The organism is Enterobacter cloacae complex sp. IR5459 (assembly GCF_049238005.1).
GTDB classification, from domain to species: Bacteria; Pseudomonadota; Gammaproteobacteria; order Enterobacterales; family Enterobacteriaceae; genus Enterobacter; species Enterobacter hormaechei_C.
This window is the reverse complement of record NZ_JBMKIG010000011.1, coordinates 126526-153094: the sequence shown is the minus strand read 5'-3', so window position 1 is coordinate 153094 and position 26569 is coordinate 126526. Positions and strand designations below refer to the sequence as shown.

The window sequence follows — 26569 nt, the reverse complement described above, 5'->3', positions numbered from 1 at the left end:
TGAAAATGCCGGCCTTTGAATGGGTTCATGTGCAGCTCCATCAGCAAAAGGGGATGATAAGTTTATCACCACCGACTATTTGCAACAGTGCCGTACTGACAGATTCACCTTCTTTAAGCTTGGCTTCTTCAGCAATACGTTCAAAAATCGGGATCGCGGTGTCTGCAATGACGGTCACAGTCTTTTTGTTCAGAACGCTGGACATGGAAGGTGCTTTACCTGCCGGGTTCTGTTTAGGAGCGCTGTCCTTTGGAGCTGGAGCCGGTTCCTGTACCGGTGGCGTATCCAGCGTCTCCGTATTGCTTTCATCGTTCAGTTGATCCGGTACCGGGGTGTTATCGGTAGTATCATCTGCCGGTTGCTCAGCACCGATGTTTTCCGGAGTCTGCGGATCTGCCATGCGCTCTTCTACCTTGGCAGCTTTGACGAATTTCAGCGTGTTTTTCGTCGCCTTGCCATAGATGGAGATCGCTTTGTTGATGTTATCTACCGCATCCTCACCGCTGTACATATACTCGTCCAGTGCAACGTACATGCTCACCTGATCGCTCACAAGCATGGTCTGTAGTTCAGAAGGCAGGTCCAGTACGCGAACCATCTGGCGAAGATGCTGCTCTGATTTACCACGTTTTTTTGCCAGTTCCGCAAAGGTCTTAGGCTCTTCTTTATCTTCAACCAGACGCTTAATTGAAAGCGCTTCAGCTACGACAGACAGCGCCAGGTTGGAGTTGCCGGTCAGGGTGAAGAGTTCTGCTTTTGAAGCGCTACCGCGAAACTCTTCGCAGCGAATACGAGTAATGCGTTCACGCCCTTCTGCTTCCAGCTGGCGGTTTGCAATAGCGATGGAACGGATACGGCAAGCCCCCTGACGCAGTACAGGTACGCCATTAACCATCTGAACAACGATAGGCGTCACGCTGAACGGGTCTTCCATGTAGGCATCGGCCAGGCTGTTCAGGTGTTCCACAACGTGAGGCATTGAATAGTAGAGCTCGCCCATACCGGCCGTGCGGGTGTTAAAGCCTTCCTGCTCTACAACAACCGAAGGGTCAATGATAAGGCCGTTGCCTTTACGGGCACCGTTACCAGTGCGTTCCAGGTAACCACGAAGGCTGATTTCGTTGCTGTTGTTTTTTACTTCAGTTTCGATTGCGGACATTTTTGTTCTCTTTTTTGGTTGGTTGTTTAACTGCGCTACAACACAACAATACCAGGTTCGACATTTTTCCTAATAGGTTGCGGAGAAGAAAAAGTAACTTTTTTTAAAAATTTTCCTGAGGCAATACTACTCGATCCGTCCGTTTTAAATCTTCACAACAGTGGGCCGTTTTTACGTTTAAGCAAAATAACTGGTTCAGAAGGTGACTCAGAGAGAAAAGTTACTTTTCCGGTTGTCTGGGCCAGTGATGGGAGAGTGGCAGGACAGGAATGGCTAAACCGGTGCGGGTCTCTTGTAAGTCGCAGGGGATTCAGGAGATATAGAGGTAAACTGGTACGTTCAGTTTTTGGATTGAGCCGGGCTTTTGGCCCGGGCTTAAGGAAGCAGAAATTTGAACGAACTGGCAGGTAATGCTTTATGCCGCCGACAGCTGGCCGTCAGTGCTTTGCTGTTCTGGTTTGACAGTTGGGGGATAACCGGCAGTTAGCCGCTGGCATTCCGCATCACAGAAAGCCCTGAGGTTGCTGAAGACGGACTCCATGAAATCAGCATGAGCATACGAGTCTACAGGACGTGTCTTGTTATCTTTCATCTTGTTCTCCTCAATCATTATTAAAACCAGCGGATTTAGTTTCTGGCGCTCCATCTGCTGACCGGCTTTCCCAGAGAGCAGCGATGTGTCGGGTTCTTTTTCTCATTTTATCGTTTTCATCGGGCCCATCCGGGCGTATAAGAGACCGATTTGGCATGTTTAGGAAACGTACTGGCGTAATTAAAAGCTGAGGTTGGATTTGGAATAAAAGGATGCTTTTCCCGTTTGTCGGGTCTTTCGCCACCGCTGCACGATGATTCTGTCAGGCATTCTGCGCCCTCCCAGGCTGCACATCTGGAAACAAGCGTTGGGATGTTCCCTTCCCCTGCTCACCGTAGAAAGATCGGCAAGTCCCGACGGTCGTTCCGTACGAGCCGGGTCCAAATAATGAATAAATAAAACGCCGCTTCAATTGTATTGACAATAGAAGTCAGGAGGATCATAGTGTCATTCATGGTGCGGCTTTCGCACCACCGCCCCGGCGGTACCGGGCAGAACTGGAGTACCTCATGAAACTTTCCCGTCAGACGACTTCTGATACTTCTGTTGATGGCCGTTCACGCGCATATGCCTGGGGCCGTGTCCATTATTTCATTATCGAACATGCACCAATGGCTGAGCTGGTCGCTATTGACGAGCTGCTGGAAAAAGCTGGCTGGAGCAATGACGGCTGTCCGAACTATGAGAAAGATGACGAGTTTGGTAATGCTGGTTACAGCTGTGGTTACTGGATCGATATTGACAGCGTGGGAAGCTTCAAGGCTGACTACAAACGTCTTAAGGGGGAGATTAGTGCGCATATCGCCTCAAAGGCGGCAGAGGTGGAGATCCGCGTACTGGACTCGATGTCCGACAAAGAATGTAAAGATGTTGCCTCGGTGGCATCTACTGTTCGCCGTGACTTACGTACGCAGTCCGAATCGCTTCATTCACTGCGTACAATCGTAACGGTTGATCATTACAATCCCTATGTGACCACCAGCCGCCCGCTGAGCATTTCCGCCTGGACACTTATCCACGACTGTCTGAAAACAGGCACCATCAATGACGTCTGTTCACGGTTGAGTTCATTAATCCTGCACTCTGAAGCCGCGATTGCCCGTTGTAAGGGAAGCTCCGACTACTCTTCGGAACACGCTCAGCTATCGTTTTTTGCTGGTAACGACTATGTCACCAGACGCACCCTTGTTGATGCAGCTCACGAAGAGGCTCTGCGAATGAACCGCCGCTTTGATGAACGCATTGCAATGAACGCGGATTCTGATGCCAGAAGGCTCCAGTGCGAATTCAACCTTAGCAACCATGTCGTACAGCGTAGGACCGTTGAATCTGCTCATATCCAGGCACTCAATGAAGACGTCACCCGTTCACAGGCGGAACCACGCTGCCCTGGAAAGCTTCTTCTGAATATGACCAGTCATGAGGAAGTGCGGGACTCACTGAGCGCCTGTTAGTCCAGCGACACCCCCTGCGGCTCTACTACCGGGCCGCAGTCTGCTCCTGCCCAGATGGTGCCAGTGGTGTAATGAATTTGTTTAATAAGGCTAAGTATGATGAATAAAGAACAACTAATCGACAAACTGGAACGCGTGGTATGTGGTCAGTACTCCTACGAAATGCAGGAGCTTGCGTATTCGGCCCTCTGCTGCATTAAAGGCACCCCGGACGACTGCGCTAAGTTCCCTGTTACGCGTCCGCTGCCTGACACCTTAGTGGACGTATGGGACGAAATCGGGCAATACCTTGGCACAGGCAAAGCCATTGAAACTCGCAGTTGCGGCGTTTCGCTTCTGCTTCATGGACACTGCTACGATTCAAATCATGTGCTTTACTGGCGCAATGCTGGCGCACTTCCAGCAGCTTGCGATACGCCACTGGCTGGTGGGTCTCGCAAACTGTTCACCTGCTCAGCCTGTGGAGTGGACGGTCTGGATGAACCACCTGAAACCAGTTGCCACTGCTGCACAGAGGGGGCCCACTGGGTTGAGAGCAGGCTCTTCACCTCCGGGCAGGCAGACCCTGAAGAATTTAGACCCGTGGCGGTCGTGAAAGAGTGTGCAGGCTCAACGCCGGATGATCGGCTCATCTGGAGTGTGATTGAACAGCTCAACGGCGAACTGGCGGAAGGCGATAAACTATTTAAGCGACGCTGACAGATCACGGCAGCATTTATAACAGACGAACTCCAGAATAATTTAAAGCAACCATGAACATGAAAAAGCCCAAAGCTGCATTACAGAATGCCATGAAAGAAGATGTGCCAGCTGTGACACAGATTCAGATGCGATCTACGGTTTCCAGAAAGGTTCGCTATGTAAAACAGGCAAATCGAGAGGGTCTGAAATTATCTGAGTGGATGTCGCGGCATCTCGACGCTGTCTGTGATACCGCAGATGAGATTCATAAAGGCAAACGCTCAACTCCGGTTGCGCCTGGGAAGATTCCCCCAGAGGTATACCAGGTGATATACGATCAGTGCGGCGGGTTCGTGGAGTGTGATGCTAATGCCCAGGTTATCTGGGAAGCCTGCCGTAATGCCATTCTTAACGGAGACAAAGGGTAAACGGCAGGTATCGCCTGTCATTTTACCCTTGTGAGGACAATACTGATGAACCATGAGAGCCGAACTGTATACCTGAACACGGCCATTGAGGCCCTGCTGAAAGCTGAGGCGGCTCTGAACGATCTGGCATTAGCCTATGAGCTTAAACCTGATGAAAAGGCAAGCGCATGCCATCCCAGAACCGGCACACTTTCCACTGCGTCCCAGGTAAAAAAACTCCGCCGTGTCCTTGAGAAGCAGAAGGTATGAAGGGCTGCATCAGCCAGGCCCGGATATAAATACATGCTCTGCCAGGTGAGTACCACTGCCCGGTAGCCGAATGATAAGTTTTGATTTCACGGTTGCAATTTCTCCCTCTGGCATCACTGCTCCACGATGCACCCCGATCAGCTTAGCGTCTGAAAATGAAGATGCACCGGACCTGCATGAAGCGGAACGGTGCCCAGCTGAGTGTTTGTGGGCACAATGAACCGCAATTTCATGATGGGAATGAAAGATGGCTGGTGGCCCGCTGATATGAACGCTTACCCTGCATAACGTTACTAACCACAATCTTTTCACTAAAAGAAAAAAGGGTTCCTCCGCTTTAGAGGAACCCTTTCAAAAGGTGCCGATGGCATACTAATCCACACCCTGAAAAGAGGGGGGTTGCCCCCCTCTTTGTCAGCTACTTACCGGATTCGTAGGCCAGGATAGCAAATACCTCCCTTGTTCCGTCTTTCATCCGCAACTCGCAAAGCGAGTTTCGTGTGAGCCAGGTGAATATCAACAGCGTTAAACAAACTATTAATATGCACAAAACAATGGGTTGGTTCGGCATTTTCATGGCCTTCTTCTCCTTGCATTTAAGCAGGCAAGAGGCTACGCTGTGTGTGACTAGCATACAGGGGCCTCGGGTTGTACTGACCCCAGAAAGTTGGACAGTTAAACACGAGGCATATAGGTCTGATTCCGATATTCAATTGGAGTCAGACCTTTTAATTTCAGGCTAATTCTTCTGCTGTTGTAGTATTCAATATATTCCGTAACAGCATCCTTCAGCTCGCTTATATTACTGAACTCATCAAGATAAAAACACTCCGACTTTAAGGTTCCAAAGAAACACTCCACCACAGCATTATCCAGACAATTGCCTTTTCTGGACATGCTTTGTTTAATACCATGTTCTTTAAGGATATTTTGATATCTTCTCATACGATACTGCCATCCCTGGTCAGAGTGCAGAACAGGATGCTCGTGAGGATTAAGCTTTTTGAATGCCTGATCGAGCATATTCTCGACCATGTTCATCACTGGTCTTTCCGAAAGGCTGTAAGAAATAACTTCGTTGTTGAAGAGATCTATTACTGGAGACAAATACAGCTTGCGCCCATTGACTGCAAATTCAGTAACATCGGTAACCCACTTCTCGTTTGGCCGCGTAGCCTTGAAATCTCTTTGGAGAACATTGGGGGCGGTTTGCCCTACCTCTCCTCTGTAAGAGCGGTATCGCTTGACCTTAATCGCTGCCTTCAGTGAGAGGATTCCCATCAGGCGCTGAACAGCTTTATGGTTAATCTGTTTCCCTTCTCGATGAAGAGACAGCGTTACCCTACGGTATCCGTATCGGCCTCTATTCTCATGATAAATCTCACCAATACGCTTTTTAACGTCCGCATACTTGTCAGGCTTGCTGAGAGCCTTTAGATGGTAATAAAACGTACTGCGCGGTATCTCCGCAGCCCTGAGAAGCTCATCAAGAGGATAAAACTGCCTTAGCTCGTTGAGTACTTTCACTTTTTCGTGGGATGAGCTAAGGCTTTCAGCTTTTTTAGATACACAAGCCGCGTTTCAAGAAATCGAACTTGCCTTTCAAGATCCTCAATGCGTCGGTCTTTTGACAGCTCCAATGCTGATGCCGCTTTTTCTGGATCAACTGATATTGCAATGTTTCTTTTGGTGCCAATCTTGAGCGCGCGTAAACCAGCTTCTCCGCGCTCTTCATAAACCTTCAGCCACCTGGCTACAGAACCACTACCAGCAAGCATAAAGTGAGCAGCAGCCTGATTAAGGGACATGTGCTGCTCGATCACCGCTTTCACGACCTTAATACGCAACTCAGGATCAGCACTAACACCTTTAGGTTTGGGAATTAAACCTTTTTCTCCATGTTTTTCATAGAGGGCAACCCATGTCCTGACCTGGGTTCGGGGGACACCAAAACGTGCCGAGATGATCCTGTAACCATCATCAGTAGTGAAGTAGTGATTCACGACTTCAAGGCGCTTTTCAAAAGGGTATTTTGGCTTTGACATATCAGGGGCTATTCCATTTCATCGTCCAACAAAATGGGTGCAGTACAGGTTAATTGAAAAATTACTCGGGGCTTTCTGCTTTTACCACAGTCAAACAGTGTTACCGCTGGCTGGGGCAAAAGCCTCCAGCACCAGCGTCATTATATCACTCTGCCCTGATCAGCCAAACACCCTGCCTGCATAAATCATTGATTTATAATTTATTTGACATGAGTCACTTCCGGTTGTCGGAGACAGTCTTTTTACACTAAAGAAAAGGGTAACGGGCAGCTGCTTGGTCGGAACATACAGTGCAGTTCCTGCCCGTTTAATTTCCGGATGCAATGGTAGGATCAGGAGGCACTGGTTCCGTTGATTAGGGAAAGCTTATGTGCCTGAATACGGCTGTATTCGAGATGGGATGGAATATTACAGATGCGCTCCAGTCGATCATGCAGCCTCGTGTAGGTCAGTCGATGAATACCGGACATTTCATCAAGTAGCCAGCGCTTGATGTAAGGGTTACAGGAAAGCCGGGCAAGATCGTCGTCATCCACTTCGTCAAAGAACCAGTACTGCTCCATCGGGACTACCTGAAATATCCACGGCCGGGGATAGTCCCCTGTGACAACCAAAAACCATGCGAGAAAGCATAGACACAGCTCAACGATCATCAGCATCGAAAATTGCGAATAACTTAGACCAGGCACATAGGGTGAACTATCCGCAACATACCCCCTGAACAATTCCGCCACAAGGTAGCCCAATAGCGACAAGGCCAGCATCAGGGTCAGGATTAATCCCCCATTAAACGCTACCGAAGCCTTTTGAACCCGATCAGGTGCTGTCCGGCTGCGATAGTTGGTCACTACTCTTTCTACAAGTGCCCTTATGGCAGCCTGTTCTTTACTGACATCAGCTCCGGAAAAACCGGACGGGCTTTTATTTAATTCAGTCATACCCCACTCCTGTTATGTGCTCTACTGAACAAACACGTAGATCATACAGAGCTCACGGACGCACTCCTGCCAGATAAAGGAGGGAATTTGGCTGTAAGACGGTTAGCCAACAGTTCAGGTTATGCGTGGGATCCGGCCAGTCAGAAAGGATTCCGTTATTAACAGGCAAGGTTAAAGGCAGATGGACGTTGAAATTGTGGATGCTAAAAGGGGTATTACTCTTTTTCCTGCATAGCGGCTTTTTCAGCCCGGGTGGCCAGGCGAGCATTTCCGAAAGGTTCACGGACAAGCAGGGGCTTCTCCTTCTTCCAGCCCCTGATAGCCGTTTCTCCAAAACGACGTGGTGCATTGCCGTTCCAGCGAGCAATCACATGATTATCATGAATTTCTATAATGACAACGGGGTGGACAATGACCGTTGTAATGGTGGTATTTCCCATTTTGGTACGGGTTACAGACCAAACCTGCATCCCGGATTCCAGCTGGCTGATTTTCATATTATATCCTTAAGCCAACACGAACTGCGCCACAAAAATTAATGTGGCGCAATTTACCATAAACAATAAACATCAGATACCCGTGAAGAGATTTCCCTTTATTTTAAAATTCTTCTGGAGAAAAAATGATATTTCCAGAAGAAGTCAGCGAAATTCAGAAACGGCCATCACAATGGTGCTGCGCTGACGCTGGCGTTCTGCCTTGCGCTGCCTGCGGCGATAGATCTATTTTGCGCTGACGTAAGGGCAGTCCTCACGGGTATACCAGCAGCAGCCGCAAGGTTCGGGCCGGGGTTTTCCGGCAAGTCCAAATGGTTTCATCAAGTCACCTTTTTAATATTTTTAATGGCAAGATACTTCCCTAACACATTGTTTTATCGCATATAACGCTGTTGCATAAACAGATACAGATAACCCTCAGGAGAAAACATGCAAAGGTTATCAGTGATAACCGCATCCAGATACCGAGTGTCAGTCTGTAAACGTTTTATCACCAGAAAATGTGCTGCCGCAGCCTTAATGCCAGAACTACCGTTTACAACATTATGTATACCCGCTTCGAATAACGAACGAGCATGAATTACCTTTTCCCGGGCCGCTTCGATCTCCGCATTAATAACGCATTGCCGCGCCTGGATGACTGCCTCTCCGGTTAAATCGCGGAAATTCATTAGAGATGTGATCATGATTAACTCTCCAGATTATGTGGAATCATTATAACAACTGGCATCCCGCCACAAATAACCTGAGAAAAATTCTTTGAAATATTCCTATATATAAGGAATTACAGTCGGAAAAGAAACGATGAAATAGCGCCGACCGCTTAAAATCGATAAATTAAAATGGACGGCACTGGAATGAAAAACTGAAAGTAGTAAGACCGTAATTATCCTTCACGGATGTAAGCTTTATAAGAGGAGTACTGGCAAAGCTTTGCCAAGTACTTCGGCGGTTGTGTCTACGATTTTACGGATGTCATCGATCTGCGAAGGCTTATTCAACACCACCGTAAAAAGCTCTCCTTCGTTATCAGCCTGCTCGCAGTTTCCGTATCGGCTCCCGTCGTACAGCTGCACAATACGTGACATAGAAGACTTTGTTTGTTTCATGGCTTTGCACCTGCTTTTAGGCAGTTTGGTTACTGGTTATCAGAAGCTGGTTTCATGCGCTTCCGGCTGGGACACGAACTGGTATTTGACGCCGCCAGGCACACCTACTGCTTCGGCAATAGAGTCGCAAAGCCGCGATAAATCATTTAGTGTCATCGGATATTCAATATCTACAGAATATAAAGCACCTGCATTTTCAGCATCTTCGATGTTTTTATACTGGGCACTAAATATAGCAATGGTCTGAATTTCGTGGTTATGCATGAACCGGTCCTTATTAAATTATAAAAGCCACCCGAGAGTGGCCTGAGTTGAAACTTAAATCTGTGAAGTATTTTTGAGAGATTTTTTGCGATCCAGATGCCGGGCAACAATGGTTCCGATAACAAGTAGCATGATGACCGCACTGAAGAAGGTGCTGTCAGGGACGCCCTGGAAAAAATCACTGAAACTGTAAACAATAAAAATCAATGCGCAAAAATAGAAAACGATACGAACATAAGGGGTAAAAAACATTTTCATCGGTTGCCTTCCATTCAGGGAGAATTCTCAGTAATTACATCACACCTGAAGAGAAACTATTTTCGTATAAATGAGCATTTTCGACATATCAGAGGGGGGGTTTACTCATAAATGAGGTAGTAAGGGTCACACTTGAGGTGAAAGTTACTTTCCTGGCTGCGAACGAACTATCTCAAATGTTAGAGGTGTGCGTTCGCCTTGAGAGCCTCATGCCCTGAGGAGCTCAACTTGAGCCGATAGTATAAACCTGGCTCCAGATGGCTTGCTGGCTGGCATAACTCCACGAGGCCGAGCCGGAACAGGACCGGAGAGCTCCTGCACGTCACATCATCAGGATTCCCCATAAACGTACGCCGTTCTCTGGCCCGTCTGAAATTGCCAGAGATATCATAGACCGTGCCGGATGCCATCCGTCGTAACACGTAAATCTGTGCCATTGTAAGCTTCTGGGCGGAACTGCTTAAACCTGACATACCTTCCCCTCCTTATATAAAACAATCCGCCAGCAGCTCGACTGGCGGACAATGTTTGACTGGCAACAGCAAGGACATACTATTTAGTGACAAGTTTGATCTTGGTTTCACTCATTCGAAGTCGAAACTCCTGAAAACCCTGCTCTACCGCTAACTCCAGCCACTCAACGGGAATGGTATAGCTACAATCAGACCCACCCAAAGCGGCATCACAAGCGTAATCCCAGTCCTCATCCAGTTTTGGATTCATCCCCTGGGCGTAAGCCACAGTATCGCGGGATGCGGGAGAGCCCTCAAGCTCAGCATTAGTGATCAGGTATACACCATGACTGTGCGCGAGAAGCACTTTTGGCACCAGATGTGTGCTGGCAATTTTTGAGGATGAGGGAAAGAAAACCCTACCAGCTTTACGCGCCTCTTCTTCAGTCTGTCCCTCAGCGTTAAGGAGGGCTCCCCCCGGATAGCATGCCGGGTCATAGATCTGATCTGCGGTGACCGAAAACGTTTTTGCGGTGCGAATTTCTTCGATCAGTTTATTAATATCCGCCATTTCAAATACGAGAGTGGTCACAGGCTTACTCTCCCTCTTCAGTGGACAACATCAGATACTTTGTTGCCAGCAGAAGCTCTCCCACATCCTTGAGGGACAATTCAGCTTTGCCTTCTACGGCAAGCTGCAAGCGCTGTCGAATTGCATGAACAGAATCTGAAGATAAAGATGCCATTTTGCGCAAAACGGCATTAGCCTTTTCTACAGCAGGATACAGAATTTCTGAGTTGGTATTATCTTCGTCATTATCAAAGATAATTTCAGAATCCATATTGATGTTATCTTCAAGCCAGCTTGAAAGCACTTCAAGTAATGACATCACCTTTTCAATTTGCATATCGCCTCCTCTGTTAATGTGAAACAAATATAACAAAGTGGCTTACCCGGCTAATAACCTGAGCAGAAAGTTTTCGCACTTTGTTTGAAAACAACTTTTCTGCTCAGGTTAATGTTAAAGTCGCTGTGTAAAAGATAAAGGGCACTAAAGATGATTTAAGCATCAAACAGACTAAATCGGATTCCGTCTTTTATATCGCTTTTAAAATAGAATGAATGAAATATAAATTTAGCGTTTATGATTGAACGCTGTAGAGGTTGATTTATCCAGTGATATTCAGTTTGGGGCCTTAAAAAGGTTTTATTTTGGATTCGAATTACAAAGGGAGCACCGACATTTTTCTGGGGGCTCCCGCAGAGAAAAAGCGGTGAGGCTATGAAGACGAAGAGGAGGTATTCGACGAAATACTGTATGGCCACAGGAGAGCTTCAGCACCCATATCCTGCCGTCTCGCTCGCCTGTAATGATTTCAACATGTACAACGTCATACCACGTAGTTGTATTTCTCACTTTGTTTATGCTTCCTGACACCGTGTGAACGCAATCTTCGTCTGGATGCGTTCATAGATGGAAAACTGCCTTTCAATGGAACCGGCATTAGACAGTAATTCATGAAGCTCAGCAGAGTCTGTATCGGGAACGATAGCTACAGAAACTCCATATCTCCGTCCAATTTTGATTAGGTGCGCAAGCTGTTCTTTTTCGGATTCTGTGAGCATTGCCAGATCTCTTCCGGACACCTGCTCTATAAACGAACCAAGGTTTTTGGGAAAAAAGGGTTCGGCATCAGAGTTATGTGCTGGGCGCGTCTGCGGCTTATCGAAGCTATTGGGCATGAATAGAACCTATACAGTTAGAGAACTGGAGAATGGATAAAGACTCTATGAAAATCAGTTGTGCTACACTCGAATGCTAATCAAGCTTTATGATGGCTTTAGTAGGGATGGCCGTCAACTTAAACCGATAAGAAGGGAGCCATTTATCGTTAAAGTAACTTTCCCGGATGATGCTCTTTTTACGAAATAAGTTTCTCACACTCCTGTATAAGAGTCGCCCTGGAACGAGATCGACTGGCTTTGCTTAATGAAGAGCGTAGTTGATGTTCATCAACCCCATCAGCGATAAACTGACCGATTTTTGTTTCAAGCCGCTGCATTGCCTCGTAAAGCTTGGCATCCGCATTATTTTTAAGAAACCTCAGTATATAATCAGCAATAATTTGGACGGGAGTGAACTTATACATTATGTATCCTTAAGACGTTGTGTTAAATGATTCAAAAAAATTTATAACCAGACGTAAATTATTATACATAAGTAAGCACTTTAGCTAACAAGCTGGAGGAGTGAATTTCGGTTAGCAACTATATTTTAGAAGCTGATTGCTGAATAGACAAAGCCCGGCTTACCGGGCATTCATTTAATTAGATGCTAGAAATCTGACCCGTCGTCTGACTTTTATTCCAGGCAGAGTTAGGAACTAATAATGATGGCCTGGTCAGTTTGAGGAAGCCGGTTTCCTCTGATAAATGCAGGGTGGTTTAAACGAGAAGAAGAAATGGTCATCGCCAGAAATGTCTCTTCACGCGAACGCAGAAATTCCCCCCATGAATAGGTTTCCCATACGTCGTGAGAAAGGTCGGATTCCTTTATGTACCGGGATTGCATTGTTGGCTCAAAATCGACAGGGGCTAAACTGTCATAGGATGGATGAACACGGTACCCCAATCCCTCCTCCGTCTGATGGTATGCATGTGCCAAAAGGACATCGTGGGAGACCAGGTCATAGTCGTTGTCCTGAACGAGCGTTTTTACGGTATGACTAATTTCCCCAAAGCCGTCTATTTCCCAGAGCGTTATCATTGTGAACTCAGCTAAAGTTCGTGGGCTCTTTACCAGAAAGCCATTTAATGCTCGTCGCCCCTTCAGCATGCCAACGTGGTAGGTCTTGTTGGGATAGGGTTTCATTGCCACCAGCGAATCAGCTTTAAGCTCAAGTGACAATTCAGGGACAGACACGGACATGAGAGTACACTTGTTTTTCATATGGTGAAGAATACGTGGCACAAGATGCAGATACATCATTTTCTCCTTTTATGGATATAACTGGCAGATCCTCAGCAGCATCAAAATAGTTAATAGACTTTTTTAATTGGTTAACCACTGTTGATTGACTTGTTTTATGTCTCTGAGAAATTATTCGTTTTGTTTCTGTTCGTTATACTGCTCAAACCAGAAGACGACCGGTTTTACTACAATATGAAGCAAACCAAAACGTTCTGCGGTACGGAAATTCACGCTATATGCGCGAGCCCGTTCAACCTGTTTGGTAATTTCATTTCTCATTCCTTCAACACTAAAAGCTCCTTTAAAAAGGTTGCAGGGAGCGCATGATGGAAATAAGTTTTCTATTGCATGCAGTTCAGGGTGCATAACCTTACCCGTACTTCGGGCAACATGAGTTACGCCGCTGCCGACCGGGGCTCTCACCAGTTCAAAGTCGCGTCGAACAGGCTCAACATGATCGGCATGCCACCCTTTTTCAGGAAGCTTGCAACCACAATAGGCACAACGCCCCCCAAATTTCATTCGCAGCTCAGCTCGCTGTATTTTAGAGATCTTATTTTTAGGTTTTGAGAACCTACCATCAGGTGATTCCGCTTTGGATAACTTTGCTGAGGGCTCAGGTAACTCAACTAAATTCCCGTTGATATTTATCACCTTGACCATATCATTTTCCGCCTTTACTAATCTCACGGGCACAGGAGCTGGCTTAAGTAACCGCTGAAGTTAACAGCCACTGACTGCCTCTACCCAGACCTTCTGTTTATACTCAATAGGCCACCCCTCTTTATCTGCCCGGATGACGCAATCATTTACCGTGGTGCGTGACCGGATACGAACATCAAGCGGAAGCGAATCGTTATCCACACGAGCCTGTGCCTCATTTAAAATGCGTAAAAACATCTCTTTGGTCATTCAGATACCCCCTCAACTTTGCGAATTTTGATCAGATGAGGGCGATTCAGTTTACAAAGTTGTTCTGTCGCTTCATCAATCGAATTGAACCGATGAGCCTCTTCGATATTTAAAGTCCAGTATTTCGCTTTCCCTTCTCCCAGATCGGACTCAAAATAATTTCGCTTTACATCCATTTTTTTAGGCCTGCCATTTATCTTGACGACATTATGTCTGTCATCAAAAAGAAATTCGTCCCCCTCAAAAGTGATTAATACAAATGGCCCCTCAGGCTTGGAAGTCCGGGGACTTCCCATTTTCAAAGTCATACTTCAGCCTCTCGATAGAACTCATGAAACCTCAAATTAAAATGGACTCACACCACACTGATTCAGTATTCCTCCTGAACCCCATTAGGCTCTGTTGTGATTTCATATTTAATACCGCCAGGTGCTCCCACAGCGTCCGCGACCGACTCACACAGCAGCGAGAGATCGTTGAGGGTCATTGGGTGTTCAATGTCCAGCGTGAAGAGTTTCCCGGCTTGCTTGGCGGCTGTCTTGTCAGCATGTTCAGCATTAAAAAGGTATACGGTGTGTTTTTCCTGAGCGGGGGTATTTTGATTTTGCATTGATGATCCTTTTGTTTAGTTCCCCGATTCCGGGGGTGAGTGAATTAATTTAAATTTATATTTGTCTGGTTTAATTAGAACGTTTCCAGGCTATGCGTAAACAGGTAATGCAAAGGCTGTATCAACAGGATTAAAGTTACTTTTCTGGATGCAGCAACGCTTGGACATGATGTCCACATTACATCACGATCAAAGCTAAGTTTTTTTTGTATAACCCCTTCATTTTCGTGTGTTTCGCGTTTCAGACGCTTATACGACCTGCCTGACCATCCTCATCAGAAGGCGGTTTAACAGTCCTTTCGCTGTCGGGCGATTGCTATCGACATAGTAAAAACCTGTTTTGGTCGTACCGTGAGCACTGCTCAGCACCCTCAGTTCCCAGATAACGTCACGGATAACGCCGCCATTTTCTGGCTTAAGGCATTCAGATAAATGGCGCATGAAACGAGCTCTTACGGCACGGTAATAGCGGAACTCCTCTGGCTGGTTAGTATTTTCTTTCACCCGGAGTCGCTGGTTACACAGAGTTAGAACTGCATCCATCATTCCCGCCTTCAGCTTCGCCTGGATCGCACCTTGTTGCTGTTCCCTCTCACCTTCGAGTAACGTTAAGATTCTTTCTCCGAGTGCCGTCTTGTTGTGTACGTGCAACTGTACACAGGCAGCTACGCATGCCCAGAATCTGAACTTTTTTATCTGTCCACGCAATTTCCGGGCTACAACCTGACGGTATGCAGTATCGCTGAGTATTTTAAAACGCCGACTGGCAACCAGCTCTGGAAGCGACACTCTTTCGCCTATCCCCAGGCGGGAAAAGGTTTGTCCCCGTTGTGCGAGACGATGATAGACAGCGCCCTTCCCTTTTGAAATTCGGACCGCGCCATAACGAAGAAGATACTGAGCAGCAGTCGTTGGAGTAAACTCACCGTCAGCGATGCTCTGGCGTAACCCGTCGTATTCATGCCAGATAATCCAGGACGCCGTATCTTCTTCAACAGTCAGCTCATCCTCTTCCTCGAATGCCACGACGACAGAACTGCTCTCTCCGGTCTTTAGGCTACGTGAAGCCCTGGGGTCAGCCTGCCCGTCAAAATAGGTCATCAGCGGCAACGTATCAGTCAGTCCATCATAAGCTGTACCGAACCGGCCTCCGGGCAGTTTCATCCAGAGTGGAGCTGGCATTGGTGTACGGGCCACAGGCAGCATGTCAGGCTCATCCTCAAGAAGGTCCAGATCGGCCTCTTCCCAGACTCTGCGATAGATCTCAATTGCCCGAAACGGGCGAGGGTTGAAACAGTGCAACGACCAGAGGAAATCAACGTGGATCACGTTTGCTTCATGTACAAGCCGAAATTGTGGCTCAGCCATACGACGGTTATAAGCCGTATCGTCCACCTCGCCGGAAAGTAGCTTTCTGCGATGCTTTGCCGCACGTCTGGCTTCAACATAATCAAGGCTGCAACAGACATGAAAAAGACGTTCAGTCAGGGACGAAGAAAAGATATTGGGTTGAAGACGCACATACCCGCCTTCGAACACTTTACGACCGATATAATCCCGCAGGCTCCAGTCGTACTGGATCTTAGAAAGAAATCGCTGAAGACGACTTAGGCCTGCCTGATAACCATATTTCTCAGGGTCAGTGCGAAGGAGCGTTTCCATTGAATGGTCAACCCCTACGGCTGTGCAAAGCGAGCACCCATATCTAGCCCCACAAGCTGAGGTTCGCGTGGGTTTCTCCGGCGACCAGATACACTCTCCGGTGGCGTCTTTATAAAGCGTTGCCAGGCTGAAGTTATCCGGCATAAAGCTTGGTAAAGGGAAGCGGGATTCGGAACCACAGGCCATTAGAAAAGACCAGATGTCCTGAGTGCGCCACTCCTTTACTGGATAGAGTTCACCACCGTGCTCAGTCAGGGTTACTTTCCTCGCCTGCCCTCCCATTTTGAGGATATTTCCGGCCCTTCGGGCACTTTCATCATCCCTGGAGCCCAGCATCAGGCATACCCTGCTTCGTACGGATGCCGGGGCGTTTTTTAGATAACGAGCTTTGGCCTTGCGCAGGGGGGCGATTTTGTAGTCGGTTGAGCACTGACGGGTTGAAGAATTAGTCCAGGTCGGAAGTCCACGTCCAGTCAGAATGCGGCCTACCCAGCTCTGCGTAAGAGACGGTTGGGCGACAAGGACTGTGACCGGTAGCTGGTGTTCAGCAATGAACATTCTAAGCTGGTTGAGAACCTGTGAAGCCTGATAGTGCATCTCAGGGTTTTCGATCAGCGTATCGGACATCTGAATGAAATGATGTTCGCTGATATTTGTGCCGTTACGTACTGCCCTGATCAATGCCATCAGAAATAGGTGAAGAAGAGAATGGGAGTCTTTACCGCCACTGTATCCCACGCACATCGTCCATCCGTCCGTAATAGCCTGATAAATAGCAGATGTGGCTGACGTGACCAGAGAAGAAAGACTCACAGTCTCCTTTTCATCGGTATAGTTCAGATCGGCATCGGTTGTCAGGGTCTCCCAAACATCAGCCCATTTATCATGTTTCAAAATGGCAGCATTAGCCGCCTCAGGAAAAATAACTTCTGAGGGTAATTCAAGGAATGAGTCACTTTTTTCAATAAACATATATTTTCCTGAACCACGGCATATGCTGCATCACTGATATTTTTATTAGAACTTTAAAATAACTACAGCGCAACCATTTAGCGAAATTATATTAAATCAAAATCACGCAAATTTAATTCTTAAATAGATTTAAAATAAAAACCCATTGTAATTTAATCTCCCAGCACAGCTATTAGATATAGGTTGGTGGTGTAATAAAAGCCGTGACATTTGTTTTCAACTCAGACAGCGGAATTGAAGGAGTGTTAAGAGTCATGTCATCACCACAATGGCGTGGTAGAGCAGAAAGCTGAAATGAATCTTTCATCACCCTAATAACCGGGCATTCCGTACGTGCTGATGGCATTACTTCCCGCAGCATCGCTTCCTGCCTTGTGCTATCGCTATGCTTATATTCATCCTGGTCTGTTATTTCTTGAATTTCATCTTCACCACAAAATGACCAGTTAGCGTCATAGAAGTAAAACTCAGTTAACTGAAGATCGTTTTTTTTCACGTATGTCGCCAATTTGCGGATACGCTGTTCAAGCATTGTATCTATCCGTAAGGAAACACTTTGCGGAACATCACTTGCAAAGTCATTGATGCAAACAACGGTAGATACTATGAATTTATTGGTCATGGCAGGCTCCAGGCCACCGGGGGAACCGGTGGCTACGGTTATCAGGCAGGCTTATGCGCCGCAAAGGGTGTCAAGGGAAGGAAGAAGCTTGCTCAGCTTGTCGTAATCGAGCGGAGACAGTTCTGTAACGAGTTCGACCGAAAGACTGGTGTTGTCTTCTTCACTCAGAATATAGATTCCGTCTTCTGGCTCTTTTCCGGCACATGCCTTCAGTCGTCTGTTAACGACCTCCTGGGCTGAATCCGCTACGTCGCAGCTCAGGACATAGCTTGCCACATAGCTGCTCTCACCGTGGTAATGCGTCACTTTACACAGAGCATACTGGATACCGGCTTTGTGAGCCTCATTCATGAGACGAGAAAACTGACAGCCATCCTGGTAATAGTGGGTATCCTTTGTGACCAGAATAGTCATACCCCCAAATTCATCTGTCCGGCTTTTACTGCATGTAAATGCAGCAGTAATTGTTACCATTTCCGGGAGGTCGAATACCGACAGCACGGCAGTTGTGAGGCAAATTGCATGGTCAAGATCAATAGTCTCTCCATGAAAAACTGACAGCCCACTGCTGTTAACTTCTGTTGCGAACGACAGTTCATAATTACAGTCTGGGCAGGATGGTTGCCCAAAGCTCGGCTCTGAAGGGTCATACTCAGGGTGGTTCTCAATAATACTGAGAATCAGCTTCTCAGTCAGAGAACAATCTGCCAGTGGCTTATCAATCAAACGCTCACCTTCTGCAATTTCTGCTTCGGTAACGAATGTGATTGCTTCTTGTGCCATTTTAGCCTGCTCCTGAGTGCAGGGAATAATAAACGACGCCAGAGTATAATTATCTGCCACAGTTGACTCCTTGATTATTTAATTAATGTATTTGATGAGAAGATCATAACAAACACACTACTACCAACTAATAACCTGAAGTCGTTTTTTTAGAAAAAATATTAAGAAGAATATGAACACCACCTCATCTTAAATTAATATTGTTCAGGATTAATATTCATTTTTGCAAATAAAAACCGCCAGACGGCGGCTTTTATAAAGAGGGAAATATCATTGGAAGCTGAAATTACTTCACGGCAGGCCGACAAATTACGCGACTGCTGTGAGCTGAAGCGAAACTTGTAGAGGAAACTATAATCACCTTTTCTAAGTCGTCGGCACTGTCGGCAATATGATGCCGAAAAGCCTCCTCTGCATCACCAGGGGAATCGGCTTCGACCGGGTAGGCCTGATCATCATCATCAAACATAATGCGCCCGGAAATGAGATAAAGTCGGCTCAAATCTGGCGTCGCTGCGCTCGTGCTTCGTTCGTTCAGATTCATTTTTTCTCCGTCTGTTGCTCGTAAAAAGAATGACGCCGGTTTAAAAGGCGTCGCCAGGGTTCAGGCTAAAACGCAGGGTTGCCATCGAGGAAGCTCATTGGCTGGCCAATAGCGGATGCCACCCTGAGAATTTCACCTGGTGTGGCATAGCGCAGCATTTCTGAGCGTCCAAATTTCTGATACTCATCTACTGACATCTTTCTCCACTCGGGGTGAGGATCTTTTCCGCACAGTGACCAGTTGCTTTCAGAGGAATCACGACGGAGAACGTACACATCAAGCGAGGCTGTAAGCCCGCTTCCATATCCCCGCTGCGCTACAATACGAACCTGAGAACCATCGTCGCGTTGCAACGTCTGGGTTAATTTCGTGATAGGATCCTGAGAATGCATGCCATTTACCTCGTTTTTAAAAGAATTACCGTAAGTAAATGATACCGAATCGAGAATTCTGGCTAATAGGTCAGAAGAAAAAATATTGCATATTTTTGAAGTGTAGGATAATGATTAGAATAAAATGGCCTGAATAAATCGTTAGCTTTAACTCTGCTTATTTCAGAAAAACTCTGAATTAGTAGTGATGGAAAACGACGCGGTGAAAAGTAACTTTTACACCGCAATTCAGAAAAAAGTTTCAGTTAGTCACATTACGAATAACCCGGCTTACTTTCGCATGTGCGTTCCCCTGCATGTTAAAGTAAAGCCCTCCGGGCAGACTCGTCGCCCACTTAACGCCTCGCTCAGCCATACGCTTCGGTGTTTCCAGCCAACCACGAGGAATATTGCCCGGAACGTTACCGATAACCCGTCAAATGCATGCTGCTACCCGGATGCCGCCGGGAATATCGCATTTGGATTCAACAATATGCATGACCTCAGATAAAGCACCATGCCGCTGGACATGATCGCCAATGTGCAACTCGATAGGAGAAGCCATTTCTGAATCTGACTTCATATCTGTCCACCTTTAATTTAGAAACCGTCTAAATTACCAAATTAGTTAATCCAACAACATCTGTATCACAACCATCAATTTGTTTTTGTTGGGTCTATATCGTAGAAACAAGTGAATAATGAATACACTCGTTAATACAGACAACCGGAAATGAATGACTACCTGATTATCTCAGCGGTATATGCTAAGCCGTTAATATTGCCATTCTCTGGTGGAACCACTGCTAAATGAATAAACCGTTTGTCGCTTCAAACCACTTTATCAAAACCGTTAACTTGCATTAAGTCCGATACAGTTCGGCGAGCTCATCCAGCATGGGGTTACTCTTATATCCCGGTGCGGCCGTAAAAAGGTTTCGGGAAATCGCCAGCCACTCCATGATTTTGTCCGTCGCCAGCCAACGTCTGCCAAGTCGCTCGGCTGCGATGGGGACTTTATGCAAGCCAGCGAAGGGATCTACAACAAGATCTCCCGGCTCTGTCAAAAACTCAATCAGAAACGCTGCAAGCCTGGTAGGAGACGTTGCACCGTGCAGCGGAAAACCGAGCTCGCGGGCAATGGAATGGCAAAATCTCGTATCAGCGCAGCTATTGCCGTAAAACAAAGTATTCTTGGGGATCGTTCCTTCTGTTTTATTTCCAAAGGAACCGCTTTTAAGCTGGTACGCCCCATCACCATAAAAGGTCGTGCGATTTTCACCGCCTGCTGCCTGCAATTTTAGATGCTGGTCTGAATGCGGTTGTAGTACACGTAAGTTGTTTGAACGAACCTTACTCGCATCATTGGTAAACCACAGCACAGGCTCATACGATGAGCAGAGCTGCACCCGTTGCTTACATGCCCAGTGCGTTGGCGATGGGGGCTTACTGCGATTCACCCACTGAAGCCTGTCCATGAGCTCAAGCCCCAGCTTGTCACATAATGCCAGTGTCAGACGCTCCAGATACAGAGAACGTGAAGGCCTACCCCTATTAAAGCTATCTTGAGTGATATTCAATGCCACACTTGCGCCCGGTACAAGCTGTTTCACGATCGGTTCGAGGATACGCAGAAGCCAGTCAATATAAGCCTGCTCGCCACGCCCCCCTCCGTGCCCGTAGTCTCTTGAATTTCGAAGGAGGTAAGGTGGCGAGGTCAGGCAAAGATGAATTTGCTCGGTGATATTGCTGAAGAAGGCATAGGCGTTTCCAAAAACCGATGCCCCAAGAGAAGTTGAGAAACCGACAACACAGAGCTTTTCCCATGACTCATGCAGGTTTGTTTTCGTCTTAGAGGCGTATCTCCAGACGCCCCGTTTTTCTGGAACGCGTTCGATGACCCCGGCCTGACGGAGAGTCTGCTGAAACCAGCGAACCTTATGTTTGACGCCGCTGGTTCTGGTTTTATCTGACCCAAATTCTTTCAGTTCGTGCAATTCGGCATCCGACATGCCAGTTTTACGCTGCACTTCGCGATAAAGCTCGTCGTTGGTCAACGGCGATTCGGAGGCAGCGTAGATATGCGCAATTAAGTCCGTATTAATCGTACTCATCAGCCATCCTAATGGGGATACAGTTATTATATCGGCCTGATGGTTGGAAGTGAGATTACTAAATCAGACCGATCTGGTTTGTTGAAGACTTTGCCAAATCATGCAGCACAGCTGGGCTTGCACAGAGCGAGCCGGGCTCCTTTAGCGGAGACACCTTCGCAAGTTGGATTAATCAGCCTCAAGATTCTGGAACTCAATGAGCTTTTGCTCACACTCCTCCCTGCCCCACGATCCCTGCCAGTCACAGATGTCCCGGTACTTACTTTCCAGCTTATCCATCTGTGCGAGATTAGCTGTTGCGAAGTCTGTCCATATGTCATGCCAGCAAGCGTTGTACGTAACGCCAGCTGGTGGACAATACTCCATTGCATCAGCATTAATAATTTCAACGCGAAGATCGGTTGCAAACGAGGCTGCAACGAGGTTAATAACATCCTGTTCTTTTTCGATTACCGTGACATGGGTTACATCGTCTTTCTGAAGAATGGCGTGGAGCACCATACCAAGACCAAGACCATTAATGAGCACCCGCCCGGTGGCTCGCTCTATAAAATCCTGGCAGGTTCGGATCTCCATCGGGGTATTGGACATCACCACATCCCAGACGTTGGACAAGCGGCGATATCTACCGGGCGGGATAAACTCATCTGTATTACCAGTACACTCGGCACGAAGGGCGAGGGTCAGCGCCTTATCTGTGGTAATTTCGAAAGTGTCCAGTTTCCAAGTTCCGGACTTGCCGTCTTTAACGGGTAAATCAGAAAAGCAGCTCTTCATCGAGGCAACCAAAATTCCAGTAGTTTTGTTACGCTGAACCTACCACAAACCCGCTCTTAATGAAGGCATCAGGAGCGATAGCGATCTTTGAGGCATCGTTTAAAACAGCGGCATCCTGTAACAGACACCCGATATTTTTTTTAATGCCGCAGGTGTTAAAGGTAGCGTTGCAAAGTTGCAACATCTTCAGGGGCAACCTCCACGCAGCTCCTGACACTGTAGTGATTTTCGCCGTTGTAGTCATAAACCCCACCGTCTTCAAAACTCAGCTGTTCAACCTCGCCAGCACACTCGGAAATCAGTGCCGTCTGGCAAGCATTTTTCTCACAATCGCTGACGAGTATACGAACATAGCTTTTCTCATGGTCGCCGTTACGGTTCTGGATCTTTACGATAAAGTGTTTTTCAGACATTTGTGCCTCCAGCTCAGGTTGAGGTTAATTTAGCGTTGCCCCGGTTCACCGGGGCAAGAATAAATCAACCCTTAATGAAATTGTGCCCCCAGGTGTTAGGCTTAAATGCCTGCTCTTTGATATATGTTTTCATTACCTTGCAGGTTTTTTTCAGGGCTTTGGTATTGGCATCGGTTACTGGGATAAAATGGCGAGAATGACGGTTTTCCCGGTACTGCTTATCAGCGTTTGGGTCAATTGCTTCGCTTTGCAGGAGCCCTTCGTGCCTGCCAATTACTATTACGTAGTTCATTTCACCTGAAACACGATCCGTGAGTAATTGAAGGGAAATATCAGCTGCTCGCGTGGCCTGGCTTGCAGATATTTTTGCATGCAAGAAAGCCCCCTTTCTGAATTTGGCCGGAGTTAGCCCTGTAATATCCTCAACACTAAAATTAAGTGAGGAAAGAATTGAAAATAAGTCGCAGCTAATGACTTCAGTATTATTAGGCATTTTACCCGTCCCCGTCCATATTCATGATACGGTAATGATACCAGGTCGATATCATTACCTAATAACTTGGTGAAAGAAAATCTGTAATTTTTAGTTAACTAAAATTAATAGTCTCAATACTGCTCAAGAATTCTTTTTTTACGTCCGGTGTAAAAGGTATACGTTCAATGTATTTATAAAGTGTCGCAAATGTTTTGGGTTCAATGTTTCGGGAGATAATGTCATCAATCGGATCTTCGAACATATTGATAAAGATATCGACATGCTGCTCTCCGCTTTCTGATGCCTTTGAAAGAAGACTGACCACTTCAATGTAGCGATTATCCTGCTCTGCAATGAACAACCAGTGCCCTTCGTTAAAGGCGGGTGCAGCGCTGTAGCGTTTAACAACAATTTCTGAAAGATTATATCCTGCCTGATTCAGCAGATTATTAAAGTTGAGTTGAGTTGAAATCACGTCTAACGTTTTCATAAAACCTCCTTTTCATCTGTACTTATTATACTGTTACCCAACCCCCAGCTAATAACCTCCCAGCAAATTTTCAGAAAAAAAACACCGCCTTTTATTTAAGATTGAACACATCCTTTTTAAATACCAACAATGATTATGAAACCACAATGTAAGTGAAGCGCCATTATGGAAAAGTAACTTTTGTGCAGCTCATAAATTTTATTTATTAGTTACGTTCCTTTGTCTTGTGGTCGAAGTTCATCAGGCGAGGCCTAAGAAGAATATGTGTGGTTTCAGCCAATGCGGTGATCGGGCATTATAATTTGGTCGGGCTATTATACGTGGGTAAAGGTAGTGGTAGGGAGAGGATCAGGTTAAATTGCATTTTCCCGGTTGCCTTCCCTGGCCTACCGGTTTCAGGTCAGACGCTAAGACCAGCGGTAATACTTAAAGTAGTCCTCATTTACAGCCAAAAACTCCCTTAAACCGTTCATTAATCCCTTTTCAAACGCTGTAACGATAAACCGGTATCCGTCCAGTGTTTCAATGTAGTAGATCCCGCCCGGTGTTATTCCAACATGCAACACCTCGGCTGTCATCATAAACTGGCCTTCCGGAAAATCATGCGACAGGTATATAAAACCCGTCGTGGCCGGTGCGGGTGTGGCATTCACTAAGACACCGTTAAACTGCTGCCCGTGCCTCGCCGGTACAAGCTCACTTCCCCTGGTTGACTTATCGAGCAGCCCCTTAACATCTTTTTGCTCTTTAGATGAGGTATAGCCCCGCACATCACTCCCATCACCTGGGCGAGAGCCGGTGCCGACATGTGCAAGACGACGGTAAGCGCTGCGCATATTGATGTGGCAGGATGCCCCGGCTCTACCCTGAAGCCTTACGCCAAAATCTTCGCAAAGTAATAAAATCTGACGTAGCTGGTGTTCATACACGGACGCAGAAAGTGAAAGGTTGAAACTGGAAAAGGTCAGTTCTAAAACCTTTTCCCGTTTGTCATTGAAATGTGCTTCCAGCCTGATGATTGGCTTTTCCGACATTGCAAAAGCTTTGTCCGTTGCTCTGTACCGGCATTCATCTCCGAAACATTCTTCAACAACGCTGGCTATAACCGTGTCGTGATCGCCATCTTCCGGAGCTGGCACAAAGATTTCAAATTGTGCCGGTGTCTCCGGCTCCAGCAGAACGGGATATAAACGCGGAGAATTAAGCAATGCGCATTCAGAATTAATGAGCTTAACCCAGGCGCTTTTGTCGTCCGGATCCTTAAGCTGCTGTCCAAGGTTATCGCAAAAGTCTACTATCTGACGGGTATGCTCATCCGTGACTGCACAGATCAGGTTAAGACCATGCGTGGCCATACTCAATTCCCGGGTTCGGGACTGGGAATTGATCGACCAGGGGTTAAGTGAAAGCGAAATAGGGCTTATGGAAGGGACGACCGTCTCATTCTGCAAATCTGTAAGCTGGCAGTTCGCAGTAGGCTTCGGGGAAAGGGTACTAAATATGTAACTTGCCTATTGTTTAGTACTGGCCTGGATATAAAACATCGCGTCCATGCTTGTATCCCGGGATGAAATTGAAAATAGCTTCATTTTTAACCTTAATGGATGAGCGATTTATAGTCATGTGCTGACAAATGGACATTATGTGCGCCATCATTCCATTCAAAGAATAATCGATACTTAGAGTTTACTCGAATGGAGGAATAACGGTTTGACGTCATTCTTAAGCGTTCATAACGCAAGCTGTTGGATAATAACTCCCGCTCACTCTGGACATTATCCAGCGTTTCGAGTCGACACAGAATCGCGTTAATAATTTCAGAAGGAATACCTGCCGTTGTTTTTCCATTACGGAAGAACTTTTCAAGCCGTCTGTCTTTAAATGAATGGATCATAGTTCCTCCGTAATAATTGACCTTAAAATTAAATTAAAAGGGCTTTGAATTAATGAATCCCTAAAATGCGGGCGGCGACTGCCAGCTGCTTATCACTTAACTGACGCTGGTGGGTTAAAGAAGACTTAAGGCTTTCCAGAAAATTATTACTGCTGGATTGCTGGGTGATTGCATCAACCATTTTTTGATGAGATCTGCACCATGCATTGAACGCAGAGTTGTGGGCGTTTTCAGTCCTCAAACGCTCGTTTTGCAAGGATGCTGACACTTTGCGGGCAGCTTGAGCATTAATGCGGTACAGCGCATTCAGCGTGTAAGCAGTGCGGGTCGTTTCGAGGCTGTAACCCGTGGCTTTACAAGCCATACAGCGACTTCTATAAAAATGCTTACGCTCTCCCCGACCATTGCATTTATCGCAAAGAATACGAAAAGTATATTCCGCAGTACCTTTTACAGAATCAACACAGCGGATTTTTGCGCTGGAGATTTCAATTCCACTGCGATCATAATATTTGGTCATAATGTGATTCCTCCGGTTAGTTCTGGAGTAATCATGACAGAATGAATCTACTGGCTAATAACCTGAGAGTAAATATTTTAAAAAAACATTGAGAGAGGGTCTGCAAATTTATACACGAAGGATTCAAATATAATTTTGTTTAAAAAATTAAGAGCATTCTGAAGTAAAAGTGCATCAAAAAGCATTCATGGATAAATCATGTACTGGTGCCAGCCATTTAAACGCGGGCATTGTTCCGGAGTGATTAAACGGTTTAGCATCATAGATTAAAACCAAAAGGAAGGCGTCCTTCCCGTCTCGGGAATATTACTT

The 26569-nt window shown here is 46.5% G+C and carries 37 protein-coding genes and 1 pseudogene; 4 read left to right on the top strand and 34 right to left on the bottom strand.

All coding sequences use genetic code 11. The features are described from left to right. Positions 1-40: 40 nt before the first annotated feature. The gene (locus ACOTX4_RS20700; protein WP_421635420.1) at positions 41-1159 is read right to left on the bottom strand and encodes a DNA-binding protein; all 1119 of its coding nucleotides are present in this window, start codon (positions 1157-1159) and stop codon (positions 41-43) included. Between the two features lie 415 nt (positions 1160-1574). Continuing rightward, the gene (locus ACOTX4_RS20695) at positions 1575-1751 is read right to left on the bottom strand and encodes a hypothetical protein (RefSeq protein ID WP_001371930.1); all 177 of its coding nucleotides are present in this window, start codon (positions 1749-1751) and stop codon (positions 1575-1577) included. Positions 1752-2260: 509 nt separating this feature from the next. Here ACOTX4_RS20695 and ACOTX4_RS20690 point away from each other — a divergent pair. The 4 genes from ACOTX4_RS20690 to ACOTX4_RS20675 all read left to right on the top strand — a co-directional run bounded on the left by ACOTX4_RS20690 (position 2261) and on the right by ACOTX4_RS20675 (position 4563). Continuing rightward, positions 2261-3205: a DUF5417 domain-containing protein gene (locus ACOTX4_RS20690; protein ID WP_000778030.1), complete on the top strand. Its 945-nt coding sequence runs from the start codon at positions 2261-2263 to the stop codon at positions 3203-3205. Positions 3206-3301: 96 nt separating this feature from the next. Further along, complete coding sequence (locus tag ACOTX4_RS20685) at positions 3302-3904, top strand: hypothetical protein (RefSeq protein WP_001424602.1); 603 nt, start codon at positions 3302-3304, stop codon at positions 3902-3904. 59 nt (positions 3905-3963) lie between these two features. Continuing rightward, on the top strand, positions 3964-4314 hold the full coding sequence (locus ACOTX4_RS20680; protein ID WP_000743060.1) for a hypothetical protein: 351 nt from the start codon (positions 3964-3966) through the stop codon (positions 4312-4314). 45 nt (positions 4315-4359) lie between these two features. Then, entirely contained in the window at positions 4360-4563 is a 204-nt protein-coding gene (locus ACOTX4_RS20675; protein ID WP_001015182.1) for a hypothetical protein, read from the top strand. Positions 4564-4981: 418 nt separating this feature from the next. Here the strand turns inward: ACOTX4_RS20675 and ACOTX4_RS20670 are convergent, their stop codons facing one another. The 32 genes and pseudogenes from ACOTX4_RS20670 to ACOTX4_RS20515 all read right to left on the bottom strand — a co-directional run bounded on the left by ACOTX4_RS20670 (position 4982) and on the right by ACOTX4_RS20515 (position 26257). Further along, positions 4982-5101 carry a type I toxin-antitoxin system Hok family toxin gene (locus ACOTX4_RS20670; RefSeq protein WP_223165953.1) on the bottom strand — a complete coding sequence of 40 codons (120 nt, stop codon included), beginning with the start codon at positions 5099-5101 and terminating at the stop codon, positions 4982-4984. Then, positions 5049-5159: pseudogene (locus tag ACOTX4_RS20665) on the bottom strand (DUF5431 family protein); the annotation flags it as partial. The gene ACOTX4_RS20670 and the pseudogene ACOTX4_RS20665, both read right to left, overlap by 53 nt. Before the next feature lie 79 nt (positions 5160-5238). Then, positions 5239-6608 (bottom strand): IS3-like element IS150 family transposase gene (locus ACOTX4_RS20660; RefSeq protein WP_087522250.1). Its coding sequence is split into 2 segments (ribosomal slippage): positions 5239-6128 and positions 6128-6608, totalling 1371 coding nucleotides; the frame shifts between segments, so codons are not numbered across the junction. Positions 6609-6940: 332 nt separating this feature from the next. Further along, positions 6941-7546: a hypothetical protein gene (locus ACOTX4_RS20655; RefSeq protein ID WP_000137793.1), complete on the bottom strand. Its 606-nt coding sequence runs from the start codon at positions 7544-7546 to the stop codon at positions 6941-6943. 215 nt (positions 7547-7761) lie between these two features. After that, positions 7762-8043 (bottom strand): hypothetical protein, encoded by a 282-nt coding sequence (locus ACOTX4_RS20650; RefSeq protein WP_000703843.1) that lies wholly within the window; start codon positions 8041-8043, stop codon positions 7762-7764. A 374-nt stretch (positions 8044-8417) separates the two neighbouring features. Beyond that, positions 8418-8729: a hypothetical protein gene (locus ACOTX4_RS20645; RefSeq protein WP_001424621.1), complete on the bottom strand. Its 312-nt coding sequence runs from the start codon at positions 8727-8729 to the stop codon at positions 8418-8420. Positions 8730-8951: 222 nt separating this feature from the next. Next, entirely contained in the window at positions 8952-9152 is a 201-nt protein-coding gene (locus ACOTX4_RS20640) for a hypothetical protein (protein ID WP_000814954.1), read from the bottom strand. 39 nt (positions 9153-9191) lie between these two features. Continuing rightward, positions 9192-9416: a hypothetical protein gene (locus ACOTX4_RS20635; protein ID WP_000551490.1), complete on the bottom strand. Its 225-nt coding sequence runs from the start codon at positions 9414-9416 to the stop codon at positions 9192-9194. Between the two features lie 54 nt (positions 9417-9470). Next, entirely contained in the window at positions 9471-9674 is a 204-nt protein-coding gene (locus ACOTX4_RS20630) for a hypothetical protein (RefSeq protein ID WP_000781545.1), read from the bottom strand. Positions 9675-10226: 552 nt separating this feature from the next. Then, positions 10227-10718, bottom strand: a complete 492-nt coding sequence (locus ACOTX4_RS20625; protein ID WP_001424592.1) for a DUF3085 domain-containing protein — start codon at positions 10716-10718, stop codon at positions 10227-10229. 4 nt (positions 10719-10722) lie between these two features. After that, on the bottom strand, positions 10723-11034 hold the full coding sequence (locus ACOTX4_RS20620) for a DUF957 domain-containing protein (protein ID WP_001165367.1): 312 nt from the start codon (positions 11032-11034) through the stop codon (positions 10723-10725). Positions 11035-11549: 515 nt separating this feature from the next. Continuing rightward, positions 11550-11870: a hypothetical protein gene (locus ACOTX4_RS20615; RefSeq protein ID WP_001133831.1), complete on the bottom strand. Its 321-nt coding sequence runs from the start codon at positions 11868-11870 to the stop codon at positions 11550-11552. Between the two features lie 179 nt (positions 11871-12049). Then, complete coding sequence (locus tag ACOTX4_RS20610) at positions 12050-12277, bottom strand: hypothetical protein (protein ID WP_000276410.1); 228 nt, start codon at positions 12275-12277, stop codon at positions 12050-12052. A gap of 227 nt (positions 12278-12504) precedes the next feature. Then, entirely contained in the window at positions 12505-13116 is a 612-nt protein-coding gene (locus ACOTX4_RS20605) for a DUF6012 family protein (protein ID WP_077248242.1), read from the bottom strand. A gap of 111 nt (positions 13117-13227) precedes the next feature. Then, on the bottom strand, positions 13228-13761 hold the full coding sequence (locus ACOTX4_RS20600) for an HNH endonuclease (protein WP_000241454.1): 534 nt from the start codon (positions 13759-13761) through the stop codon (positions 13228-13230). Positions 13762-13821: 60 nt separating this feature from the next. Continuing rightward, entirely contained in the window at positions 13822-14010 is a 189-nt protein-coding gene (locus tag ACOTX4_RS20595; RefSeq protein WP_000159618.1) for a hypothetical protein, read from the bottom strand. Next, positions 14007-14318 carry a hypothetical protein gene (locus ACOTX4_RS20590; protein WP_000172889.1) on the bottom strand — a complete coding sequence of 104 codons (312 nt, stop codon included), beginning with the start codon at positions 14316-14318 and terminating at the stop codon, positions 14007-14009. Before ACOTX4_RS20590 ends, ACOTX4_RS20595 begins: the two co-directional genes overlap by 4 nt. A 62-nt stretch (positions 14319-14380) precedes the next feature. After that, positions 14381-14620, bottom strand: coding sequence for a hypothetical protein (locus ACOTX4_RS20585; RefSeq protein WP_001180999.1), 240 nt, complete (start codon positions 14618-14620; stop codon positions 14381-14383). 249 nt (positions 14621-14869) lie between these two features. Continuing rightward, positions 14870-17254 carry a phosphoadenosine phosphosulfate reductase family protein gene (locus tag ACOTX4_RS20580; RefSeq protein ID WP_000469466.1) on the bottom strand — a complete coding sequence of 795 codons (2385 nt, stop codon included), beginning with the start codon at positions 17252-17254 and terminating at the stop codon, positions 14870-14872. Between the two features lie 172 nt (positions 17255-17426). Next, entirely contained in the window at positions 17427-17876 is a 450-nt protein-coding gene (locus tag ACOTX4_RS20575) for a hypothetical protein (protein ID WP_000182314.1), read from the bottom strand. 51 nt (positions 17877-17927) lie between these two features. Next, positions 17928-18719: a hypothetical protein gene (locus tag ACOTX4_RS20570; protein WP_046788417.1), complete on the bottom strand. Its 792-nt coding sequence runs from the start codon at positions 18717-18719 to the stop codon at positions 17928-17930. A gap of 226 nt (positions 18720-18945) precedes the next feature. After that, on the bottom strand, positions 18946-19203 hold the full coding sequence (locus ACOTX4_RS20565; protein WP_042634392.1) for a hypothetical protein: 258 nt from the start codon (positions 19201-19203) through the stop codon (positions 18946-18948). Between the two features lie 65 nt (positions 19204-19268). Then, the gene (locus ACOTX4_RS20560) at positions 19269-19595 is read right to left on the bottom strand and encodes a hypothetical protein (RefSeq protein ID WP_000556022.1); all 327 of its coding nucleotides are present in this window, start codon (positions 19593-19595) and stop codon (positions 19269-19271) included. A 415-nt stretch (positions 19596-20010) separates the two neighbouring features. Beyond that, positions 20011-20157 (bottom strand): hypothetical protein, encoded by a 147-nt coding sequence (locus ACOTX4_RS20555; protein ID WP_001426334.1) that lies wholly within the window; start codon positions 20155-20157, stop codon positions 20011-20013. A 280-nt stretch (positions 20158-20437) separates the two neighbouring features. Further along, entirely contained in the window at positions 20438-21688 is a 1251-nt protein-coding gene (locus ACOTX4_RS20550; RefSeq protein WP_000104323.1) for a site-specific DNA-methyltransferase, read from the bottom strand. Positions 21689-21856: 168 nt separating this feature from the next. Beyond that, the gene (locus tag ACOTX4_RS20545) at positions 21857-22465 is read right to left on the bottom strand and encodes a hypothetical protein (RefSeq protein WP_061456200.1); all 609 of its coding nucleotides are present in this window, start codon (positions 22463-22465) and stop codon (positions 21857-21859) included. 155 nt (positions 22466-22620) lie between these two features. After that, positions 22621-22878, bottom strand: coding sequence for a hypothetical protein (locus ACOTX4_RS20540; protein WP_001290637.1), 258 nt, complete (start codon positions 22876-22878; stop codon positions 22621-22623). 64 nt (positions 22879-22942) lie between these two features. Continuing rightward, positions 22943-23371, bottom strand: coding sequence for a hypothetical protein (locus tag ACOTX4_RS20535; protein WP_001133498.1), 429 nt, complete (start codon positions 23369-23371; stop codon positions 22943-22945). A gap of 94 nt (positions 23372-23465) precedes the next feature. Then, positions 23466-23843: a hypothetical protein gene (locus ACOTX4_RS20530; RefSeq protein WP_000853477.1), complete on the bottom strand. Its 378-nt coding sequence runs from the start codon at positions 23841-23843 to the stop codon at positions 23466-23468. Between the two features lie 407 nt (positions 23844-24250). After that, positions 24251-25198: a flavin reductase gene (locus tag ACOTX4_RS20525; protein WP_164846946.1), complete on the bottom strand. Its 948-nt coding sequence runs from the start codon at positions 25196-25198 to the stop codon at positions 24251-24253. A 242-nt stretch (positions 25199-25440) separates the two neighbouring features. Further along, positions 25441-25737, bottom strand: coding sequence for a type II toxin-antitoxin system RelE/ParE family toxin (locus tag ACOTX4_RS20520; protein WP_000581857.1), 297 nt, complete (start codon positions 25735-25737; stop codon positions 25441-25443). A 49-nt stretch (positions 25738-25786) separates the two neighbouring features. Continuing rightward, a complete protein-coding gene (locus ACOTX4_RS20515; protein WP_000170638.1) occupies positions 25787-26257 on the bottom strand; it encodes a hypothetical protein in 471 nt (156 codons plus the stop codon). Positions 26258-26569 lie beyond the last annotated feature (312 nt).

Excerpts from the sequence above, each read along its gene's own strand:
- ACOTX4_RS20700 (WP_421635420.1), bottom strand. The coding sequence starts at position 1,159 with ATGTCCGCAATCGAAACTGAAGTAAAAAACAACAGCAACGAAATCAGC.
- ACOTX4_RS20695 (WP_001371930.1), bottom strand. The coding sequence starts at position 1,751 with ATGAAAGATAACAAGACACGTCCTGTAGACTCGTATGCTCATGCTGAT.
- ACOTX4_RS20690 (WP_000778030.1), top strand. The coding sequence starts at position 2,261 with ATGAAACTTTCCCGTCAGACGACTTCTGATACTTCTGTTGATGGCCGT.
- ACOTX4_RS20685 (WP_001424602.1), top strand. The coding sequence starts at position 3,302 with ATGATGAATAAAGAACAACTAATCGACAAACTGGAACGCGTGGTATGT.
- ACOTX4_RS20680 (WP_000743060.1), top strand. The coding sequence starts at position 3,964 with ATGAAAAAGCCCAAAGCTGCATTACAGAATGCCATGAAAGAAGATGTG.
- ACOTX4_RS20675 (WP_001015182.1), top strand. The coding sequence starts at position 4,360 with ATGAACCATGAGAGCCGAACTGTATACCTGAACACGGCCATTGAGGCC.
- ACOTX4_RS20655 (WP_000137793.1), bottom strand. The coding sequence starts at position 7,546 with ATGACTGAATTAAATAAAAGCCCGTCCGGTTTTTCCGGAGCTGATGTC.
- ACOTX4_RS20650 (WP_000703843.1), bottom strand. The coding sequence starts at position 8,043 with ATGAAAATCAGCCAGCTGGAATCCGGGATGCAGGTTTGGTCTGTAACC.
- ACOTX4_RS20645 (WP_001424621.1), bottom strand. The coding sequence starts at position 8,729 with ATGATCACATCTCTAATGAATTTCCGCGATTTAACCGGAGAGGCAGTC.
- ACOTX4_RS20640 (WP_000814954.1), bottom strand. The coding sequence starts at position 9,152 with ATGAAACAAACAAAGTCTTCTATGTCACGTATTGTGCAGCTGTACGAC.
- ACOTX4_RS20635 (WP_000551490.1), bottom strand. The coding sequence starts at position 9,416 with ATGCATAACCACGAAATTCAGACCATTGCTATATTTAGTGCCCAGTAT.
- ACOTX4_RS20630 (WP_000781545.1), bottom strand. The coding sequence starts at position 9,674 with ATGAAAATGTTTTTTACCCCTTATGTTCGTATCGTTTTCTATTTTTGC.
- ACOTX4_RS20620 (WP_001165367.1), bottom strand. The coding sequence starts at position 11,034 with ATGCAAATTGAAAAGGTGATGTCATTACTTGAAGTGCTTTCAAGCTGG.
- ACOTX4_RS20615 (WP_001133831.1), bottom strand. The coding sequence starts at position 11,870 with ATGCCCAATAGCTTCGATAAGCCGCAGACGCGCCCAGCACATAACTCT.
- ACOTX4_RS20610 (WP_000276410.1), bottom strand. The coding sequence starts at position 12,277 with ATGTATAAGTTCACTCCCGTCCAAATTATTGCTGATTATATACTGAGG.
- ACOTX4_RS20605 (WP_077248242.1), bottom strand. The coding sequence starts at position 13,116 with ATGATGTATCTGCATCTTGTGCCACGTATTCTTCACCATATGAAAAAC.
- ACOTX4_RS20600 (WP_000241454.1), bottom strand. The coding sequence starts at position 13,761 with ATGGTCAAGGTGATAAATATCAACGGGAATTTAGTTGAGTTACCTGAG.
- ACOTX4_RS20595 (WP_000159618.1), bottom strand. The coding sequence starts at position 14,010 with ATGACCAAAGAGATGTTTTTACGCATTTTAAATGAGGCACAGGCTCGT.
- ACOTX4_RS20590 (WP_000172889.1), bottom strand. The coding sequence starts at position 14,318 with ATGACTTTGAAAATGGGAAGTCCCCGGACTTCCAAGCCTGAGGGGCCA.
- ACOTX4_RS20585 (WP_001180999.1), bottom strand. The coding sequence starts at position 14,620 with ATGCAAAATCAAAATACCCCCGCTCAGGAAAAACACACCGTATACCTT.
- ACOTX4_RS20580 (WP_000469466.1), bottom strand. The coding sequence starts at position 17,254 with ATGTTTATTGAAAAAAGTGACTCATTCCTTGAATTACCCTCAGAAGTT.
- ACOTX4_RS20575 (WP_000182314.1), bottom strand. The coding sequence starts at position 17,876 with ATGACCAATAAATTCATAGTATCTACCGTTGTTTGCATCAATGACTTT.
- ACOTX4_RS20565 (WP_042634392.1), bottom strand. The coding sequence starts at position 19,203 with ATGAATCTGAACGAACGAAGCACGAGCGCAGCGACGCCAGATTTGAGC.
- ACOTX4_RS20560 (WP_000556022.1), bottom strand. The coding sequence starts at position 19,595 with ATGCATTCTCAGGATCCTATCACGAAATTAACCCAGACGTTGCAACGC.
- ACOTX4_RS20555 (WP_001426334.1), bottom strand. The coding sequence starts at position 20,157 with ATGAAGTCAGATTCAGAAATGGCTTCTCCTATCGAGTTGCACATTGGC.
- ACOTX4_RS20550 (WP_000104323.1), bottom strand. The coding sequence starts at position 21,688 with ATGAGTACGATTAATACGGACTTAATTGCGCATATCTACGCTGCCTCC.
- ACOTX4_RS20545 (WP_061456200.1), bottom strand. The coding sequence starts at position 22,465 with ATGAAGAGCTGCTTTTCTGATTTACCCGTTAAAGACGGCAAGTCCGGA.
- ACOTX4_RS20540 (WP_001290637.1), bottom strand. The coding sequence starts at position 22,878 with ATGTCTGAAAAACACTTTATCGTAAAGATCCAGAACCGTAACGGCGAC.
- ACOTX4_RS20535 (WP_001133498.1), bottom strand. The coding sequence starts at position 23,371 with ATGCCTAATAATACTGAAGTCATTAGCTGCGACTTATTTTCAATTCTT.
- ACOTX4_RS20530 (WP_000853477.1), bottom strand. The coding sequence starts at position 23,843 with ATGAAAACGTTAGACGTGATTTCAACTCAACTCAACTTTAATAATCTG.
- ACOTX4_RS20525 (WP_164846946.1), bottom strand. The coding sequence starts at position 25,198 with ATGGCCACGCATGGTCTTAACCTGATCTGTGCAGTCACGGATGAGCAT.
- ACOTX4_RS20520 (WP_000581857.1), bottom strand. The coding sequence starts at position 25,737 with ATGATCCATTCATTTAAAGACAGACGGCTTGAAAAGTTCTTCCGTAAT.
- ACOTX4_RS20515 (WP_000170638.1), bottom strand. The coding sequence starts at position 26,257 with ATGACCAAATATTATGATCGCAGTGGAATTGAAATCTCCAGCGCAAAA.